The following is an 18,058-nucleotide window of genomic DNA, read 5'->3' on the forward strand; positions in this document are numbered from 1 at the left end:
CCATATGGACACTTCTAAATTGTCCAAGTCCCCCATATATATAATCAGGGATTATTTAAGAGGGGGGATATGGTTGATTGAAATCATCTTCCAAAAAAAGCAGGATGCCTGGAATTTGTATCAACATTTAGTTGCCAGGCTTGCTTCATGGCAGGAAACGAATTCAATTCTTCTTAATGAAGATCGAAATAGAGTGCTTATTCCAGAAGAATTTTATAAAAATGAAAAGTTGCATGTACTCAAAAAATGTGTTTATGACTTTATTTTAAAGGTGAAACGTGATGACTGGCTAAGAGCCATCCTGGCAGAATCGTATTTTTATCATGACAGTGAAGAACAGGATCAAATCCTTGATATCATTTATTCCGTCATAGAAGGCAATCGTAGAGATCTGGCTCCTTTCATGGAAGGTGTCGGGGAACAAGGAATGATCCAGAGTTCAATTAGTGAAATTTTTAATGAAAAAGTCTCATTTTCTTTTGACTCCTTTGTCATGTTCAGGCTGAAGGCCTATACTGAGCAGCTCTCCCAATGGGTAGAGATTGCGATTGACGAGTATAAGATGGAACAGGAGTACCAGGTATTCCTTCATACCCTGAGGGATTTCCTGGAGGACAGGAAACCGCAGATGTCCCATTTATACCTGTTGATTGACGAAAACATGGTCTTTTATAATCAGCAATTCATAGAAATGAAACGGAGTGATCTATTTAAAACGATTGACCGCAAGCTGCTTGTCAACCATCCTGTCTATGTAGATTCTGGGACGATTGCTCCGTTGCTGTCGATTGCTCCTGAGACCATTTACTTGTACACGGACGATCCTCACCAGCCGTTAGTGAGGACGATCATCAATCTTTTTGAAGAACGTGTGAAAGTCAGTCCAGTCTCCGCTTTTCATGATGAAAAAGTAAACTTTTTTAAAGAGGATTGTGAAAATATACAATAGCCCACTTGATTTTCAAAACATTACAAACTATAATTACGTACATACTAAATCAATAGTAAATGTAATGATGAGGATATGGGCATTCTTGAAAGGTTTCCAGAGAGGGAAGGCAAGGCTGAAAACTTCCTAACACTAAAGAAACGCCTACCACCTCTGAACTCCAGCTGTGAACGCCTTTTGGCAAGTATTGGCTGGCGGCAGAAGCCGTTACCGCAACCAGAGCCATTCCTGCGTTATTTTTGCGCAAGAGTGGGAATTGGGTGGAACCACGTGTGATCAAACTCGTCCCTGTTTCAGGGACGGGTTTTTTATTTTTTTGGCTAATAATTGGCCATATTTTTAAAAGGAGGAAAAGCCAATGGCAGACATGTTAAAAATATCGTTTCCAGATGGAGCAGTGAAGGAGTTTCCGGCGGGCACAACTACTGAAGATATCGCCAGCTCGATCAGCCGGGCATAAAGAAGAAAGCCATTGCGGGTATGGTCAACGGACAGCCGTATGATCTCAAGAGAGCGATCGAGGAGGATGCAGCGATTGAGATCGTCACTCCAGAACATCCTGAGGCTCTTGAAATCCTGCGCCACAGTTCTGCTCACTTGATGGCACAGGCAATCAAGCGTCTATATAAAGATGTTAACCTCGGAGTAGGACCAGTAATTGAAGGCGGCTTCTACTATGATATCGATATGGAGCATTCTTTATCTCCGGAAGATTTGCCGGAGATTGAAAAGGAAATGAAGAAAATCATCAATGAGAACATTGAGATTGTCCGTAAAGAAGTAAGCCGTGAGGATGCAGTCGAGTTTTTCAAAGAGCTTGGGGACCCTTATAAGCTTGAATTGATTGAAGCGATTCCGGCGGATGAGAAGGTTACCCTTTATGAACAGGGAGACTTTGTCGACCTTTGCCGTGGGGTACACGTACCATCAACTGGCAAGCTGAAAGAATTCAAATTGTTGAGCATTGCTGGCGCATACTGGCGCGGCGACAGCGACAACAAGATGCTCCAGCGTATTTACGGTACAGCTTTCTTCAAGAAGGAAGATTTGAAAGAGCACTTGAGGCTGCTTGAAGAAGCGAAGGAACGTGACCACCGCAAACTAGGAAAAGAACTGAATCTATTCACTAATTCACAGAAGGTAGGCCAGGGGCTTCCATTATGGCTTCCGAAAGGTGCGACAATCCGCCGCATCATCGAACGCTATATTGTTGATAAAGAAGTCAGCCTTGGTTATGACCATGTCTACACTCCGGTAATGGGAAGTGTCGACCTATACAAAACTTCCGGACACTGGGACCACTATCAGGAAAATATGTTCCCGGTCATGGAAATGGAAAATGAACAGCTTGTATTAAGACCGATGAACTGCCCGCACCACATGATGGTGTACAAAAACAGCATCCATAGCTACAGGGAACTTCCAATCAGGATTGCCGAGCTTGGAACAATGCACCGTTATGAAATGTCCGGCGCATTGGCTGGGTTGCAGCGTGTGCGCGGGATGACTTTGAATGATGCCCATCTCTTTGTCCGACCTGACCAGATCAAGGAAGAGTTCAAGCGTGTAGTAGAGCTTGTGCTTGAAGTCTACAAGGATTTCGATATGAATGATTACTCGTTCCGTCTATCCTACAGAGATCCAGAGGACAAGGAAAAGTACTTCGATGATGATCAGATGTGGGAAAAGGCTCAAGCTATGCTGAAAGAAGCGATGGATGAAATGGGTCTGGAATATTTCGAGGCTGAAGGCGAAGCAGCATTCTACGGGCCGAAGCTTGATGTCCAGGTCAAGACTGCCCTTGGCAAAGAGGAGACTCTTTCAACAGTCCAGCTCGACTTCTTGCTTCCAGAACGTTTCGACTTGACTTATATTGGTGAAGACGGCAAGCATCATCGTCCAGTCGTTATCCACCGTGGTGTCGTATCGACAATGGAACGCTTTGTCGCCTTCCTGATCGAAGAATATAAAGGAGCGTTCCCGACTTGGCTGGCTCCAGTCCAGGCACAGATCATCCGGTATCTCCATCAGTCCACTATGACTATGCAAGAGAAATCAAGGAAAAGCTTAAGGCAGAAGGCTTCCGCGTGGAAATCGATGGCCGCGACGAAAAAATCGGCTACAAAATCCGCGAAGCACAAATGCAAAAAGTTCCTTATATGCTCGTAGTCGGTGACAATGAAGTAGTGGAAAAAGCAGTCAACGTCCGCAAATACGGCGAACAGAAATCCGAAACAATTGCATTTGATGAATTCCTGGAATCATTCAGGAAAGAAGCGAAGAAATAAGAAAAGCGAAAGCGCCTTGATCAGCCCCGACAAGCGGTGGAGGACCGACCAGTGAAGTCGTTCTTTGACTTCATTGGGCGGACCGAAGCGACTCGAAGGGCTAGGCGCTGGAGCTGGAATAAAAACAAGAGGGGCTTCTCTTGTTTTATTCAATCGGTTTGGAGCAAGTTGGACAAAGATTTTTTGTATAACTGCGCTGAATCCTCTGGCTGCAGTTGCGGCATGATTTAAGGTTAACAGGCGTATTGTCAATATCATTAGAAAAACCATAGCCTGTCCTGAAAAACTTCAATGCAGTGCCTGCAAGTAATCCGGTGATCACACCTGTGATGATGATCGCGATCAATATATGTACACCAGCTTTCTTGTCTATTTCTCCCATGAATTATCGCTAGAAATAAGAAAATGAGCTGTGACATCTTTTTATGTAGATAGAAATCTTTGTTTTGGTACTGCTTTTTGAAGATAATTTTACAATGCCTAAAAAAAGTATTGCAGCCTGTATTTCTATCTGATACAATACTTTTTGTTGCAGTTAACGAAAGTGATTCGTTTGACACATCAATTTCTTTATGCTATATTAGCAAGAGTTAACTGAATACAAGTTTTAGGAAAGAAGAAGCACCCGCTTCTCACCTGGTTGACGCAATTGTGCTGTTGGCAGGTAATACGTAAACGTCTAATTATTTTGTTTTCGTAAGTGTGGGTGTTGTCGCCTGCACTTTTTTATTGCAAAATAAAAATGGACTATATCGTATGTCATTGTGTGAGCAAGATGCGGCTTCGGCCTGGCAATGTACTTCTTCTCCTTGACAATGTATTCGACAATACCCTGGAGGTGGCTAATTATTAGCAAAGATGCGATGTTACTAAACGAGGGAATTCGTGCTCGCGAAATTCGTCTGATCGATCAAAACGGCGAGCAATTAGGAATCAAATCCAAAGCTGAGGCTCTTGAGATCGCAACGCGTGTAAATCTTGATCTTGTCCTTGTTGCTCCGAACGCGAAGCCTCCTGTAGGCCGGATCATGGACTACGGAAAATTCAAGTTCGAACAGCAAAAGAAAGAAAAAGAAGCACGTAAGAACCAAAAAATCATCACAACTAAAGAAGTCCGTCTTAGTCCTTCAATTGATGAGCATGACTTCAACACGAAGTTGCGCAATGCTATCAAATTCCTGGAAAAAGGCGATAAGGTTAAAGCATCAATCCGTTTTAAGGGCCGTGCAATAACCCATAAGGAAATCGGTCAGCGTGTTCTTGATCGCTTCTCTGAAGCTTGCAAAGAAGTAGCGACAATTGAATCACATCCGAAAATGGATGGCCGAAGCATGTTCCTAGTTCTAGCACCTAAAACTGAAAAGTAACGAGGAGGAAGTCCCTATGCCAAAAATGAAAACTCACCGCGGCACTGCCAAGCGTTTCAAGAAAACTGGAACTGGCAAGCTTAAACGTTCACACGCTTACACTAGCCACTTATTTGCTAACAAGTCTACAAAAGCTAAGCGTAAGCTTCGCAAATCCGCAATCGTTTCTAAAGGCGATTTCAAACGTATTCGTCACATGCTTGACAACATTAAGTAAATTCGAGCGATCTCGATTTATATAGGAGGGAAATTACATGCCACGTGTAAAAGGCGGTACAGTTACGCGCAAGCGTCGTAAAAAAAGTCATTAAATTAGCAAAAGGTTATTACGGTTCAAAACATACATTATACAAGGTTGCTAACCAGCAGGTTATGAAATCCCTAATGTATGCATTCCGCGACCGTCGCCAGAAGAAGCGCGACTTCCGCAAACTTTGGATTGCTCGTATCAACGCAGCAGCTCGCATGAACGGCCTTTCTTACAGCCGTATGATGCACGGCCTTAAGCTTGCAGGTATCGAAGTAAACCGCAAGATGCTTGCTGAACTTGCAGTAAGCGATGCAGCAGCATTCGCTCAGTTGGCTGAAACAGCTAAGAAACAATTCAACAAGTAATTAAATTGATAAGATGAACCATTCTCAAATTGAGGGTGGTTTTTTCTTTTTATAACGCTCTTTTCTCATACTTTGTTGCTATTGAATACATTATTGAATTAAATTACCTATATCTCTTCGTAAAGTTGATGCTTCTTATGAGAAAAGAGCATGCAAACTTAATACCGACCTGGAAAATAGGTATGCATTACGTTAAAATCGGCTTTAGGATTTTAACAACAATTTTTAGGAAAACAGCCTTTTATAAAGCTATAATGATTTCATAGAACTTAAAGAGGACGTGGAGATGTGGGGATATGGAGTTTGGCTGGCTTGATTGCAGTCATGAATCTTTGGGGCTTTTTTATCATGGGAATGGATAAAAAGCGGGCAAGAAACAATCATTATCGAATAAGCGAAAAAACACTGTGGAACGTTGCCTTTTTTGGTGGAGCAATCGGGGCAACAGCTGGTATGAAGCATTACAGGCATAAGACGAAGCATGTCCAGTTTAAATATGGGTTGCCGCTCCTTGCTATTATTGAGATTGGTATATTTACATATTTATTTAAGCTTTTGGCATAACAGCTTGTATGATTCTATAAGCTAGTAGCAACAAAGACTAAGCAGGCAGGTGACAAGAATGGATGATGCGTGGTCAATGCTGCTGATCATTGTGGAATCTGGTGGCTGGTATGCACCAGTATTGTTTATCTTGTTTCATGTTTTCCGCCAATTTGTATTCATACCTCCTGCGGTTATTTGTATCGCTGGAGGATTAATGTTTGGAATTATACCCGGAATTGTATATTCGCTGCTCGGTTTGTCGGGAGCAAGTATATTATTCTACTTTTTAATGAGACAGATTCCAGAGATGATGAACAAGCTAAGCAGGCTGAAAAAAAAGCTGGTAGGACGCTTCAGGGATCTGACCGTCGCCCAGGTCGCGCTGTTAAGGCTTGTGCCGGTGATTCATTACCAGCTGCTAAGCTTTTGCCTTTACGAGCGGAAAAGTAGTTTTAAAGACTTTATGTTCGCTTCATTTCTTGCGAATATTCCATTCGTCATCTTTTATACGATATTCGGGGAGTATGTTGGGAAATTTAACTCATTTACAGGGCTCTTTCTGATGATTGTATTTTTGCTGTCAGCCTATTTGTTGCGTGAGAAAATTATCTTCATTAAGTGGGGAGAATTTTTGATAGAACAGCATAAGAAAAAGCGTCCGGAATATATCGGACGCTTTTACATTTTATAATTCATCATCCTGGTCATGATTCGCCATGAATTCCTTAATCGGGCTTTTCCAGTCAATTTTGGCCACCGGATAACTCTCATGGATTTTCCGTTCGATGAATTGGAAATCCTCAAGGACAAGCCCTTTCAAGGCCGACGTTTTTTTTGGCCAAATGAAAATGGAAACAACCTCAAAGGCAGACGGAGTTGTGCCTAAATACTTTTCACCCTCAAACAGAACACCCTTATATGTTAATAAGAAATTCTTGCGGACATTGTCTGGATCATCCAATAAGAAAAAGCGCATCTGCTCATGGGCAAGCTCCAGCTTCCTTTTTGGATGGAATAAATATTTCACTGCGCTGTATATTAGAAAAATGAATAAAAACAATAAAACAAGACGTAAAAGCAGAATCATGACTGCCCCTCCAATGCGAACTTTCCTTATTTACGGATGAGATTCTAAATAGTTTCAACAATTTTATAATTGATTTATACTTTTTAAACGGCATGATTCAAACTTAAGTGGAAAGGGAAGCGTGTGGAACAAAATCAACGTCGAGTTTAACAGCGCTTTTTAGTTAAAACCTTTCGGAAATCTATCAATGGCTGAAAAGATCGGAATTATGACAGGTTTGATGGGAATACGAGAAAAGCTGTCAAGAAAAGGCCAGAATTGTGACAGGTTGGAAGGGAATCATAGAAAAGCTGTCAAAATACCCGGGAAATTAAGACAGCTTTTAAGAAATAACACGGATAGCTGTCAAAATCAAAGCAACTTAAGGCTAAAATTACAGATGGAGCTGAAAAATGAATACAACACACCTTTTTAAAATGCAAAAAGCACTTGATAGTCATATTGAATCGCAACATGGTCTCGAGAATGAAGATTTATTTGATCGAAAGGTCCTCGCGCTGCTTGTTGAAATCGGCGAACTTGCTAATGAGACGAGGTGTTTCAAGTTTTGGAGTATGAAGCCATCCTCCGAAAGGGATATCATTCTCGAGGAGTTTGTGGATGGAGTCCATTTTATCCTGTCGCTGGGGATTGAATGTGGATATGAAAATCTTGAGTCGGTCACCCCAAACAGAACTGCCGAAACCGACATCAGCAATCAGTCCTCGGAATATACGAATCAGTACAAAAATTCAGGAACAGCCGCAGCAAAGATGATTACGTTCATTTATTTGAAAGCTATATGGAGCTTGCGCTGATGCTTGGTATGGAAGACGATCAAATTGAACAGGCATATATTAAGAAAAATGAAGTAAATTATGATAGGCAGCGTAAAGGTTATTAGGCAGAATTTTTTGTACAATACCCCGCATGTCTAGTATAATAGGTTTCGAAACTACATATTAAGGGAGTCGAAATAATGGCGAAATTAGATGAAACATTAACAATGCTAAAAGATTTAACCGATGCCAAAGGTATTCCCGGCAATGAGCGTGAGCCAAGAGAAGTAATGAAGAAATACATAACTCCATTCGCTGATGAAGTAACTACGGACGGCCTGGGCAGCCTGGTTGCAAAGAAAGTCGGCAATGAGAATGGACCGAAAATCATGGTTGCCGGCCATCTTGATGAAGTTGGTTTCATGGTGACAAGCATCGATGACAAAGGATTCATCCGCTTCCAGACAGTCGGCGGCTGGTGGAGCCAGGTTATGCTTGCACAACGCGTGACGATTGTTACCCGTAAAGGCGAGATCACTGGTGTCATCGGTTCTAAACCGCCTCATATCCTCCCAGCGGAAGCGCGCAAAAAGCCAGTTGATATCAAGGATATGTTCATTGATATCGGTGCTTCAAGCCGTGACGAAGCGAAGGAATGGGGAGTAACTCCTGGAGACATGGTTGTTCCTTACTTCGAATTCACTGTTATGAACAATGAGAAAATGCTTCTTGCTAAGGCTTGGGATAACCGCATCGGCTGTGCAATTGCAATCGATGTCCTTAAGGGGCTTAAAGATGCAGAACATCCAACGTTGTATACGGAGTTGGGACAGTGCAGGAAGAAGTTGGCCTTCGCGGCGCGAAAACTTCCGCTCAAATGATCCAGCCTGACATCGCTTTCGGCGTTGATGTAGGGATTGCCGGAGACACTCCAGGTATTACCGAAAAAGAAGCTCTTAGCAAAATGGGTGACGGACCACAGATCATCATCTATGATGCATCGATGGTATCCCACAAGGGACTTCGTGACTTTGTGACAGACCTGGCTGATGAATTGAGCATTCCATATCAGTTCGATGCAGTAGCAGGCGGAGGAACAGATTCTGGCGCTATCCACCTGACACACCGTGGTGTACCAGCGTTGTCCATCACAATAGCGACACGCTACATCCACTCACACGCAGCAATGCTTCACCGTGACGACTACGAAAACGCTGTAAAGCTGATCGTTGAAGTCATCAAGCGTCTCGATAAAGAAACAGTTGAGAAGATTACTTTTGAATAAGATTTAGCAAAAAGTCCAGAAAATCTGTGATACCTGGTTTTCTGAACTTTTTTGTTTGTCTTTAAAACAATCACTACGTTTTGGACCATAATCACTACAAGATCACTGTGAATCACTCCAAAAATGCACTTGATCACTACGAAATTAACCATAATCACTACGAACTCGAGCTTAATCACTACTTTATCCATTTGATGGAAAAAAGAGTACCCATTCAGCACTAAAATAAAAGAACTCCTCAAAACGAAGGAGTCCTTCCAAATTTATTGCTTCCCTTTCAATCCATCTTCCAATGCGTTCAGCATTTCCTGTTTTTCTTCCTCTGAGGCATTTTGCCAGATGACTTCGAACAAAACTCCAAGTCCAGGAAGCATTTTTTCTTCGCCGTTCTGGATTGCGTCGACGATTGTATCTTTAAGCTCGTCCTGTGAATTTCCTGCTACGTTTGAAATGACAGCATTCCTAAGGTTTAAGTTCATGCTCTGCTCAAACTCCTTTCAAATTTACCAAGATGTTTATAGGATGAACAATTTTGGTTTTATTATGTATCTGTTTTGAGCTATAATAATAAAATTGACAAGCCATATTAAAGGAGAGCCAGAATTGAAGTACATTCAATCTGATAAAAATCCGCAAGTTAAACAGTGGAAGAAATTGCTGACGCGAAAGGAACGAGACAAGTCAGGTATGTTCCTTGTCGAGGGATTCCATTTAGTTGAAGAAGCACTCACGAAAAAAGAAGATGTAGAAGAAATCATTTTAAGTGAAAAAACCGAATTGCCGCATGGCCTGGATTACGGCTCGATTCCTGTTGCGGTTGTAACGGATGAAATCAGCAAGCAGCTTGCTGACACCGAGACAACTCAGGGCATATTTGCTGTATGCCGGCAGCCGAAGAACCCAGAAACAAATGGAAAAACCTTTTTGCTGATTGATTCTGTCCAGGACCTGGTAACCTTGGAACGATGATTCGGACAGCTGATGCTGCCGGTATTGATGCTGTCATCGTTGGGAAGGGCAGTGTCGATATGTATAATCCTAAGGTTTTGCGCTCTTCGCAGGGAAGCCACTTCCATATGCCAGTTTTAAGTGGCGACATTTCCGAGTGGATGAACAAGCTCCAAGCCGAAAACATCCCGGTCTATGGAACCGCCCTTGAAAATGGAGTAGTTTTTACAGAGGCTGAAAAAGGAGAAGCCTTTGCCCTTCTCGTAGGAAATGAAGGAAGCGGGGTAAATAAAGAGTTTCTGGCAAAAACAACACAAAATCTTTATATCCCGATATACGGGAAAAGCGAATCACTGAATGTCGCTGTCGCAGCAGGTATTTTGCTATATTATTTAAAAACAGCAAAATAGGCCCTAAAACCATTTGATACTGCGCAAAGATTATAATATAATAAACAGCAAAAATAATATTTCAAAAACGATGACGGAGAAAAGTAGCTTGAAGATGGCCATCCAGGGAGAAAATGCCGGTGACTGGGAGCATTTTTATGGAACAGACAAGCGAAGTTCACCTCCTGAGTTGGCATCGGGACCGTTTTTACAAGCGTAAAGATGCATCGGCACAAAGCCGTTATCTCAATGAAGCGAACACGTAATACATAACTGTATTGCCTGTTAAAAAGGGTGGTACCGCGATAACCTTGACCTCGTCCCTTTACCAGGGATGAGGTCTTTTTGTGTTCAAAAAAGAAGAATATGAAGGAGGATTTACCAATGCAGGATCGTTTGAAAGAACTGCAGGCTGAGGCACTTGAAAAAGTCGCCGCAGCAGCTGACCTAAAAGAATTGAATGAAGTCCGCGTTTCCTATCTTGGGAAAAAGGGGCCAATAACAGAAGTACTAAAAGGAATGGGCAAGCTATCAGCCGAAGAAAGACCGAAAATGGGTGCCCTTGCAAATGAAGTCCGCGATGCGATTTCCGGCCAGGTCGAGGTTAAGCAGAAGGAACTTGAAGAGGCAGCAGTCCAAAAACAATTGGCAGCTGAGCAAATCGATGTGACTCTTCCTGGAAAACCAGTCAGAACTGGCAGTCATCACCCGCTTACGAGCATCATCGAAGAAATCGAAGATCTTTTCATCGGCATGGGCTACACAGTAGAGGAAGGCCCTGAAGTTGAAAAAGACTACTATAACTTTGAAGCGCTGAATCTTCCAAAAGGGCATCCAGCACGTGATATGCAGGATTCTTTCTACATCACAGAAGAAATATTGATGCGCACACATACATCCCCTGTGCAGGCAAGGACGATGGAAAAACACAAGGGTAAGGGTCCTGTGAAAATCATCTGCCCGGGCAAGGTTTATCGCCGTGATAACGACGATGCAACTCACTCACATCAGTTCATGCAGATTGAAGGGCTTGTCGTTGATGAGAACGTAAGAATGAGCGACCTGAAAGGAACACTTGAAGTTTTTGCAAAGAAAATGTTCGGCGAAGATCGCGAAATTCGTCTGCGCCCAAGCTTCTTCCCGTTCACTGAGCCTTCAGTCGAAATGGATATTTCTTGTAAAATTTGCGGAGGATCAGGCTGCAGTGTATGTAAGGGAACCGGCTGGATCGAAATCCTTGGAGCAGGGATGGTCCATCCAAACGTACTAGAAATGGCTGGATACGACTCAAAAAAATGCACTGGATTCGCGTTTGGTATGGGGCCTGAGCGTATCGCGATGCTTAAGTATGGAGTCGATGACATCCGTCATTTCTATACAAACGATGTCCGTTTCTTGAAGCAATTTTCAGTTGAAGAATAAGGATTAGGAGGGTAAAACCATGTTGGTATCATATAAATGGCTGCAGGAATATATCGATTTGGAAGGCGTATCAGCTGAAGAGCTCGCCGAAAAAATCACGAAAAGCGGCATCGAGGTAGAAGGCGTAGAAAAGTTAAATGAGGGTTTGAAGGGCGTAGTTGTCGGCCATGTCCTTGAGTGTGAAAAGCATCCGAATGCAGAAAAACTGAATAAAACACTAGTTGATCTTGGGAACGGTGAAACGGTTCAAATTATCTGTGGCGCGGCAAATGTCGGCAAAGGACAGAAGGTTGCCGTTGCGACAGTTGGAGCAGTTCTTCCTGGAAACTTCAAAATTAAAAAAGCAAAGCTGCGCGGTGAAGAATCAAACGGTATGATTTGCTCACTGCAGGAGCTTGGAATCGCAGGGAAACTTGCACCAAAGGAATATGCTGAGGGAATTTACAATTTCACTCCGGACACAGAAATCGGCAAGGACGCTTTAGAGGCTTTAAACAGGGATGACGAGATCCTTGAGCTTGGCTTAACTCCAAACCGCGCAGATGCGATGAGCATGCTTGGTGTTGCATATGAAGTTGGAGCGATTCTTGGCAAGGACATCAAGCTGCCAAATCCACAGCCTGAAACATCTTCAGAGCAGGCTAGTGACTATATCAACGTATCGGTTGAAGCAAAAGAAGATAATCCTCTTTACGTTGCAAAGGTGATCAAGAATGTAAAAGTTGGCCCATCACCAGTTTGGCTGCAAACAAGACTGATGGCTGCAGGCATCCGTCCTCACAATAACATCGTTGATATCACGAACTTTATTTTGCTTGAATACGGCCAGCCGCTTCACGCCTTCGATTACGATAAATTGGGATCAAAAGAAATCCTTGTCCGCCGCGCAAAGGATGGCGAAGTGATTGAAACGCTGGATGATGTCAAGCGTTCTTTGACACCGGAACATCTAGTTATCACGAACGGAACAGAGCCAGTAGCTCTTGCAGGCGTAATGGGCGGAGCGAATTCAGAAGTTGGCAGCGATACAACAACTGTCCTGCTGGAGTCGGCTTATTTTACAGGTGGAGTTATCCGCAAGGCTTCGAAGGACCATGGTTTGCGCAGTGAAGCAAGCTCACGCTATGAAAAAGGTGTGGATCCTGAAAGAGTTCGCCCGGCTGCAGAACGTGCCGCTGAATTGATGATTGAGCTTGCCGGTGGAGAACTTCTTGGAGGCGTTGTCGAGGCAGATTCACTCGAAGTTAAGCCAGCTGTTGTTTCAACTACACTCGGAAAAATCAATAAAGTTCTGGGAACAGACCTTGACATGACACAGGTTGAGGACATTTTTGCCCGCCTGAAGTTCGAAACATCTGTCGATAATGGCACAATCACAGTAACAGTACCAACTCGCCGAGGGGACATCACGATTGAAGAAGATTTGATTGAAGAGGTTGGCCGTCTTTATGGCTATGACAACCTGCCAACAACTCTTCCTGTAGGAGAGTCAACACCAGGACACCTTTCTGACTACCAGAAAAAGCGTCGTGTTGTCTGCCGTTACATGGAAGGCGCAGGTCTTTACCAGGCAGTCACGTATTCCCTTACAAGCGCGGAGAAAGCAACACAGTACGCATTGGATAAGCGCGAGCCTGTAGAACTGGCAATGCCAATGAGCGAGGACCGCAGCTATTGCGCTTAAGCATCGTACCTCAGCTGCTTGAAGTATTGAAATACAATATTGCTCGCCAGACTGAGAGTTTCGCTGTTTATGAAACTGGGGCAGTCTTCCTGAAGAACAGCAATGAAGACCTTCCTGAAGAACGCGAACACCTTGCTGCAGCCATTACTGGCCTATGGGAAAGCCATCCTTGGCAGGGTGAGAAGAAGCCTGTTGACTTCTTCGTTCTTAAAGGAATCGTTGAAGGATTATTTGCAAAGCTGGGCCTTGAAAGCCAGTTAGGTTTCGTGAAGGCTGAGCACGATGGACTGCATCCTGGACGTACGGCTGAAATATTGCTGAAAGGCAATGTTATCGGCTTCATCGGCCAGGTTCACCCAACTCAACAAAAATCACTCGACTTGAAAGAAACTTATGTTTTCGAGTTATCGTTAAAAGCATTATTGGAAGCAGAAACAGCGCCGTTGCAGTACACAGCAATCCCGCGCTTCCCGTCGATCACAAGGGATATTGCGCTTGTTGCTGCCAAAGCAACTGCTGCCGGCGACCTGGAGAAGATCATCACTGAAGCTGGTGGATCACTATTAAAAGAAGTAAATGTTTTCGACCTTTACGAAGGTGAAAAATGGAAGAAGGCAAGAAATCCCTTGCATTCTCACTGAAATACCTCGATCCGGAAAAAACACTGACAGACGAAGATATTGCAAAAGCACACAGTAAGTCCTTGCAGTTCTTGAAGAAAAAGCAGGAGCCGTATTAAGAGGATAAATTCGAAAAGGCAGCCCGCGGGCTGCCTTTTTAATATGAATTTCTGAGAATAACGTCAAAGTGCTTGTGACCTATACTCGTGCAATCTTCTTCGCTTTTTCAGTATTGGCAAAATGGAGCTTAACGAATTCTGGCAATACATCTATACCTTTATCGAGGATCAACCTTGCAGCCGCTTTATCAACAGCTGCGCCAGCACCTTTTGGTATCGTGAATCCTGCGCGTTTGCTGAGGTTCTCGAAATGGCGGACAAACGCGTAGCGGGCGATCATTGACGCTGCAGCCACTCCCAGATGAATTCCTTCTGCTTTTGTGCTGAACAGAACGTTTTCCCTGATAATCTTTTTTTGACCTTTCAAATGGGCGTAATAAATCTGCTCTTTTGCAAATTCATCAATCAGAATGGCTTCTGGTTTTTCAGGTGCGATTTTTTCAAGAACATGGTGGATCGCCTGGTTATGCAGCAGAGCTTTCATCTTTCCCTGCGACATGCCCTTCATTTGCATTTGGTTGTACTTTTCATTATGCAGTGTCAGCAGGCTGTGCGGTAAAAAGGTTACGAGCTGCCTGGCAATTTCGATGATTTTATCATCCTTGAGATTCTTTGAATCCTGGACGCCGAGCTCCTTCAATAATGGTATATCCTGCCGCCTGACATAAGCTGCGACGACTGTGATCGGACCGAAATAATCGCCAGTTCCCACTTCATCTGAACCGATGATGGAAATCTCGCCAATATTCTTTGGCAAATGGGAGCCTGGAGTTGGTGCAGCGGCTTTTTTAGCAGAAGGCGCTAGAGCCGTTCCCCAACTTGCGGCCTCGGTCTCCCCATCTTTTCCCTGGAACAATACTTTTCCTGATTTATAGGCAGTGATTGCACAGGAAGGTGTTTTGGCGGCAAAAATACTGCCAGGCGGAAGCTTATCAATGAGAAACTTACTGTAATACTCTTTCATCTTTTTGATTTCTTCCGGACTTTTCTGAAGGACACTGTTTCCCACTGCTCTACACTCCCTGTTTTACATTTTCAAAGTTATACATATTCTTCCAAAAACCATACAGATCTGACAGGCAAATACTTCCCAGCCTTTTACGTTCATGTTATAGTATAAAATAGGATTCTTATGAATGGGGGCATAAATGTTGTCAGACACAAAAAAAAATAAGTCGACTGTCGATATTTACGGACAGCAATATACGATCGTCGGCACAGAAAGCACCAGCCATATCCGGCTCATTGCTCGATGGTAGACGATAAAATGCGTGAGATCGGCTCAGCGAATCCTTCACTTGATACTAGTAAATTAGCTGTATTAACTGCTGTGAATGCCGTTAATGATTACATAAAAATGAAAGATCGTGTTGAATCGCTCGAAGCGGAAATTAAAAGGTTAAAGGACTGAAAAATGCATGCTTGATCTTGCTGTATTAGCTATTTTGCTTATTGGCTTCATTGTAGGATTGAAGAGGGGGTTCATCCTGCAAACCATCCATTTGGCTGGATTCATCGCAGCTTCATCGTGGCGTACATATATTATGACCAGTTGGCTCCGAAGCTGACTCTATGGATTCCATATCCGAACCTGGGCAGCAATGCGACGTTGAATCTTCTATTTGAGAATGCCAATTTAGAAGATGCATATTATCGGGCGATTGCATTTGCAGCCATTTTCTTTGCAGTGAAAATCCTGCTTCAAATCATTGGTTCGATGCTCGATTTTGTGGCTCACCTTCCAATCTTGAAGCAGCTGAACGTCTGGGCAGGAGGATTCCTTGGCTTTGTTGAAGTTTACTTGCTTTTGTTCATCGTTCTCTACATTGCTGCTTTAGTGCCAATCCAGACGATTCAGGGACCGCTGAACGATTCAATTCTAGCCGAAAATATCATAAAAAATACCCCAGTATTTTCCCAGCAAATTAAACAACTTTGGATTGAATACATGGCTGCATAACTTCTCTGTTGCGGAGAAGTTTTTTCTTTTTTAACAAATTCTCGTGATGCTAACGAGTGATAGGCTTGAAATGGCTTCATTATGGCAGGGAAAAGCTGCAACACCCAAATATAGACACAGCACAAATTCTGGCATTGTAACTCCTGATCATATCATTTTTCATTTAATTTCACAGTAGGGCTTGTTTTCTATAAAATAGAAGACAATGACTGCGGCCGGCTTAAACCGGTCGGGAATTTTAAAAGGCAGGTGGACATCATGTCTGTTAATAAAAAAGATATCGTAAAATTACTTGAAACGATCGCTATATATATGGAATTAAAAGGTGAAAACCCATTTAAAGTCTCTGCATTCCGCAAGGCTGCTGCTGCTCTTGAGGGAGATGAGCGCAGTATGTCAGAAATGGGCGAGTTGACTGAACTTAAAGGAATCGGCAAAGGAACAGCCGGAGTTATCCAGGAATTCATGGAGACGGGGCAATCAACTGAGCTGAAGGAATTGCAGGAAGAAGTACCGAGCGGGCTAATCCCACTGCTGCAGCTGCCGGGAATGGGCGGGAAAAAGATTGCCAAGCTATACAAGGAGCTGGGAGTAGAAGGCATCCACGACCTGGAGGAGGCTGCGAAGTCAGGGAAAATTCGTGACGTTGCAGGCTTTGGCAAAAAGAGTGAAGAAAAGATTCTTGCGGCAATTGAAAACTTTGGCACAAGGCCGGATAGACTGTCGCTTGCATATATGCTCCCGGTTGCGGAATTAATTGAATCATATCTTCAAAAGATAGAGGAAATCGAACAATTTTCAAAAGCAGGAAGCTTGCGCAGGATGAGAGAGACGATCAAGGATCTGGATTTCATCATTGCTTCAAAAAATCCGTCGGCGGTGAAGGACGAGCTGGTCAAAATGCCGAAAATAAAGGAAATTATCGCTGCGGGAGATACCAAGGTTTCTGTCACACTTGGCCTGGATTATGATGTGAACGTGGACTTCCGCCTTGTCGATCCTGAAGAATTCGCAACTGCGCTCCATCACTTCACTGGTTCAAAAGACCATAATGTAAGAATGCGTCAGCTTGCGAAGGAAAAAGGAGAAAAGATCAGCGAATACGGTGTGGAGAATGTAGAAACAGGTGAAGTCACCACATTCAAATCGGAAGAAGAGTTTTACCAATATTTCGGCCTTCCCTTCATTACGCCTGAGTTAAGGGAAGACGGCTCGGAAGTTGAATTATATAAAGAAAATTTGAAACTCATCACTCTTGAAGCAATTAAAGGCGATCTTCATATGCATTCAACGTGGAGCGATGGCGGCCATTCAATTGAGGAAATGGCAAGGGAATGTATCGCGAGAGGCTATAAATACATGGCGATCACAGACCATTCCCAGTATTTGAAGGTAGCGAACGGTCTGACGCCGGAACGCCTGCGGAAGCAAATTGAAGAAGTGAAAAAACTGAACAAGAAATTCGATGACTTCACGATATTGACAGGGATTGAAATGGATATTTTACCGGATGGTTCATTGGATTTTGAAGATGATTTGCTTGCAGACCTCGACTTGGTCATTGCATCGATCCATTCTTCTTTCTCCCAGCCAACCGAAAAAATCATGAATCGGTTGAAGACTGCGTTGGTCAATGCCCATGTTGATATCATCGCGCATCCCACTGGCAGGCTGATTGGTCGTCGTGAGGGATATTCGGTTGATATCGACATGCTGATCAAGCTGGCAAAGGGAACAAATACAGCTCTTGAGTTGAACGCGAATCCGAACAGACTTGATCTGGCATCAGAATATTTAAGGAAAGCTCAGGATGAAGGTGTCAAGCTTGTCATTAATACGGACGCGCATAAAGTGGATACACTTGAACATATGGGAATAGGCGTAACAGCCGCCAGGAAAGGCTGGATCAAGGAATCATCCGTCCTGAATGCATTGGATCTGAAAGGATTGCTGGATTTCCTGCACGGCCGTAATTAAGAAAGGGTTTCTTTTGCAAAGGAGCCTAATAAAAGTACCTTCGC

The 18,058-nt window shown here is 43.4% G+C and carries 11 protein-coding genes, 8 pseudogenes and 2 other annotated features; of the genes and pseudogenes, 16 read left to right on the plus strand and 3 right to left on the minus strand.

Annotation, left to right across the window (positions count from 1 at the left end):
* Positions 1–73: 73 nt before the first annotated feature.
* The 8 genes and pseudogenes from ytxC to JCM21738_RS10775 all read left to right on the plus strand — a co-directional run bounded on the left by ytxC (position 74) and on the right by JCM21738_RS10775 (position 6,456).
* Positions 74–949 carry a putative sporulation protein YtxC gene (gene ytxC / locus JCM21738_RS10740; RefSeq protein WP_023627043.1) on the plus strand — a complete coding sequence of 292 codons (876 nt, stop codon included), beginning with the start codon at positions 74–76 and terminating at the stop codon, positions 947–949.
* A 358-nt stretch (positions 950–1,307) separates the two neighbouring features.
* Positions 1,308–3,237 (plus strand): annotated as a pseudogene (thrS, locus tag JCM21738_RS10745) (threonine--tRNA ligase).
* 51 nt (positions 3,238–3,288) lie between these two features.
* A complete protein-coding gene (locus JCM21738_RS23855) occupies positions 3,289–3,468 on the plus strand; it encodes a hypothetical protein (protein WP_148296094.1) in 180 nt (59 codons plus the stop codon).
* Positions 3,469–3,844: 376 nt separating this feature from the next.
* Positions 3,845–3,971: a sequence feature (ribosomal protein L20 leader region), on the plus strand.
* A gap of 129 nt (positions 3,972–4,100) precedes the next feature.
* Entirely contained in the window at positions 4,101–4,604 is a 504-nt protein-coding gene (gene infC / locus JCM21738_RS10755; protein WP_023627046.1) for a translation initiation factor IF-3, read from the plus strand.
* Positions 4,605–4,620: 16 nt separating this feature from the next.
* On the plus strand, positions 4,621–4,821 hold the full coding sequence (gene rpmI / locus JCM21738_RS10760) for a 50S ribosomal protein L35 (RefSeq protein ID WP_023627047.1): 201 nt from the start codon (positions 4,621–4,623) through the stop codon (positions 4,819–4,821).
* Positions 4,822–4,858: 37 nt separating this feature from the next.
* Positions 4,859–5,219: pseudogene (gene rplT, locus JCM21738_RS10765) on the plus strand (50S ribosomal protein L20).
* A 288-nt stretch (positions 5,220–5,507) separates the two neighbouring features.
* Positions 5,508–5,783, plus strand: coding sequence for a DUF1294 domain-containing protein (locus tag JCM21738_RS10770; protein WP_321172038.1), 276 nt, complete (start codon positions 5,508–5,510; stop codon positions 5,781–5,783).
* A gap of 58 nt (positions 5,784–5,841) precedes the next feature.
* On the plus strand, positions 5,842–6,456 hold the full coding sequence (locus JCM21738_RS10775) for a TVP38/TMEM64 family protein (protein ID WP_035209356.1): 615 nt from the start codon (positions 5,842–5,844) through the stop codon (positions 6,454–6,456).
* Here JCM21738_RS10775 and JCM21738_RS10780 read toward each other — a convergent pair.
* Positions 6,451–6,852, minus strand: a complete 402-nt coding sequence (locus JCM21738_RS10780; protein WP_023627051.1) for a hypothetical protein — start codon at positions 6,850–6,852, stop codon at positions 6,451–6,453. The two genes, JCM21738_RS10775 and JCM21738_RS10780, sit on opposite strands and share 6 nt — an antisense overlap.
* 416 nt (positions 6,853–7,268) lie before the next feature.
* On the opposite strand from JCM21738_RS10780, the pseudogene JCM21738_RS22420 reads away from it, so the two are divergent.
* A pseudogene (locus JCM21738_RS22420) lies at positions 7,269–7,735 on the plus strand (dUTP diphosphatase).
* Positions 7,736–7,810: 75 nt separating this feature from the next.
* Positions 7,811–8,895 (plus strand): annotated as a pseudogene (locus tag JCM21738_RS10795) (M42 family metallopeptidase).
* A gap of 263 nt (positions 8,896–9,158) precedes the next feature.
* On the opposite strand, the gene sspI reads toward JCM21738_RS10795, so the two are convergent.
* Positions 9,159–9,374: a small acid-soluble spore protein SspI gene (gene sspI / locus JCM21738_RS10800; protein WP_023627056.1), complete on the minus strand. Its 216-nt coding sequence runs from the start codon at positions 9,372–9,374 to the stop codon at positions 9,159–9,161.
* A 124-nt stretch (positions 9,375–9,498) separates the two neighbouring features.
* Between sspI and JCM21738_RS10805 the strand changes: the two are divergent.
* The 3 genes and pseudogenes from JCM21738_RS10805 (at position 9,499) to pheT (ending at position 14,085) form a co-directional block, all read left to right on the plus strand.
* Positions 9,499–10,253, plus strand: a pseudogene (locus JCM21738_RS10805) (TrmH family RNA methyltransferase).
* Between the two features lie 61 nt (positions 10,254–10,314).
* Positions 10,315–10,560 (plus strand) — a binding site (T-box leader).
* Between the two features lie 56 nt (positions 10,561–10,616).
* Positions 10,617–11,654, plus strand: a complete 1,038-nt coding sequence (gene pheS / locus JCM21738_RS10810) for a phenylalanine--tRNA ligase subunit alpha (protein ID WP_023627059.1) — start codon at positions 10,617–10,619, stop codon at positions 11,652–11,654.
* Positions 11,655–11,673: 19 nt separating this feature from the next.
* Positions 11,674–14,085: pseudogene (gene pheT, locus JCM21738_RS10815) on the plus strand (phenylalanine--tRNA ligase subunit beta).
* Positions 14,086–14,156: 71 nt separating this feature from the next.
* Here the strand turns inward: pheT and rnhC are convergent.
* Entirely contained in the window at positions 14,157–15,086 is a 930-nt protein-coding gene (gene rnhC, locus JCM21738_RS10820) for a ribonuclease HIII (protein ID WP_023627061.1), read from the minus strand.
* Between the two features lie 142 nt (positions 15,087–15,228).
* Here rnhC and zapA point away from each other — a divergent pair.
* From zapA to polX, 3 genes and pseudogenes are all read left to right on the plus strand, one after another.
* A pseudogene (gene zapA, locus JCM21738_RS10825) lies at positions 15,229–15,488 on the plus strand (cell division protein ZapA).
* A gap of 7 nt (positions 15,489–15,495) precedes the next feature.
* Positions 15,496–16,037 (plus strand): annotated as a pseudogene (locus tag JCM21738_RS10830) (CvpA family protein).
* Positions 16,038–16,295: 258 nt separating this feature from the next.
* On the plus strand, positions 16,296–18,014 hold the full coding sequence (gene polX, locus JCM21738_RS10835) for a DNA polymerase/3'-5' exonuclease PolX (RefSeq protein ID WP_023627064.1): 1,719 nt from the start codon (positions 16,296–16,298) through the stop codon (positions 18,012–18,014).
* Positions 18,015–18,058 lie beyond the last annotated feature (44 nt).

Source organism: Mesobacillus boroniphilus JCM 21738 (assembly GCF_000517385.1).
Taxonomy (GTDB): Bacteria; Bacillota; Bacilli; order Bacillales; family Cytobacillaceae; genus Mesobacillus; species Mesobacillus boroniphilus.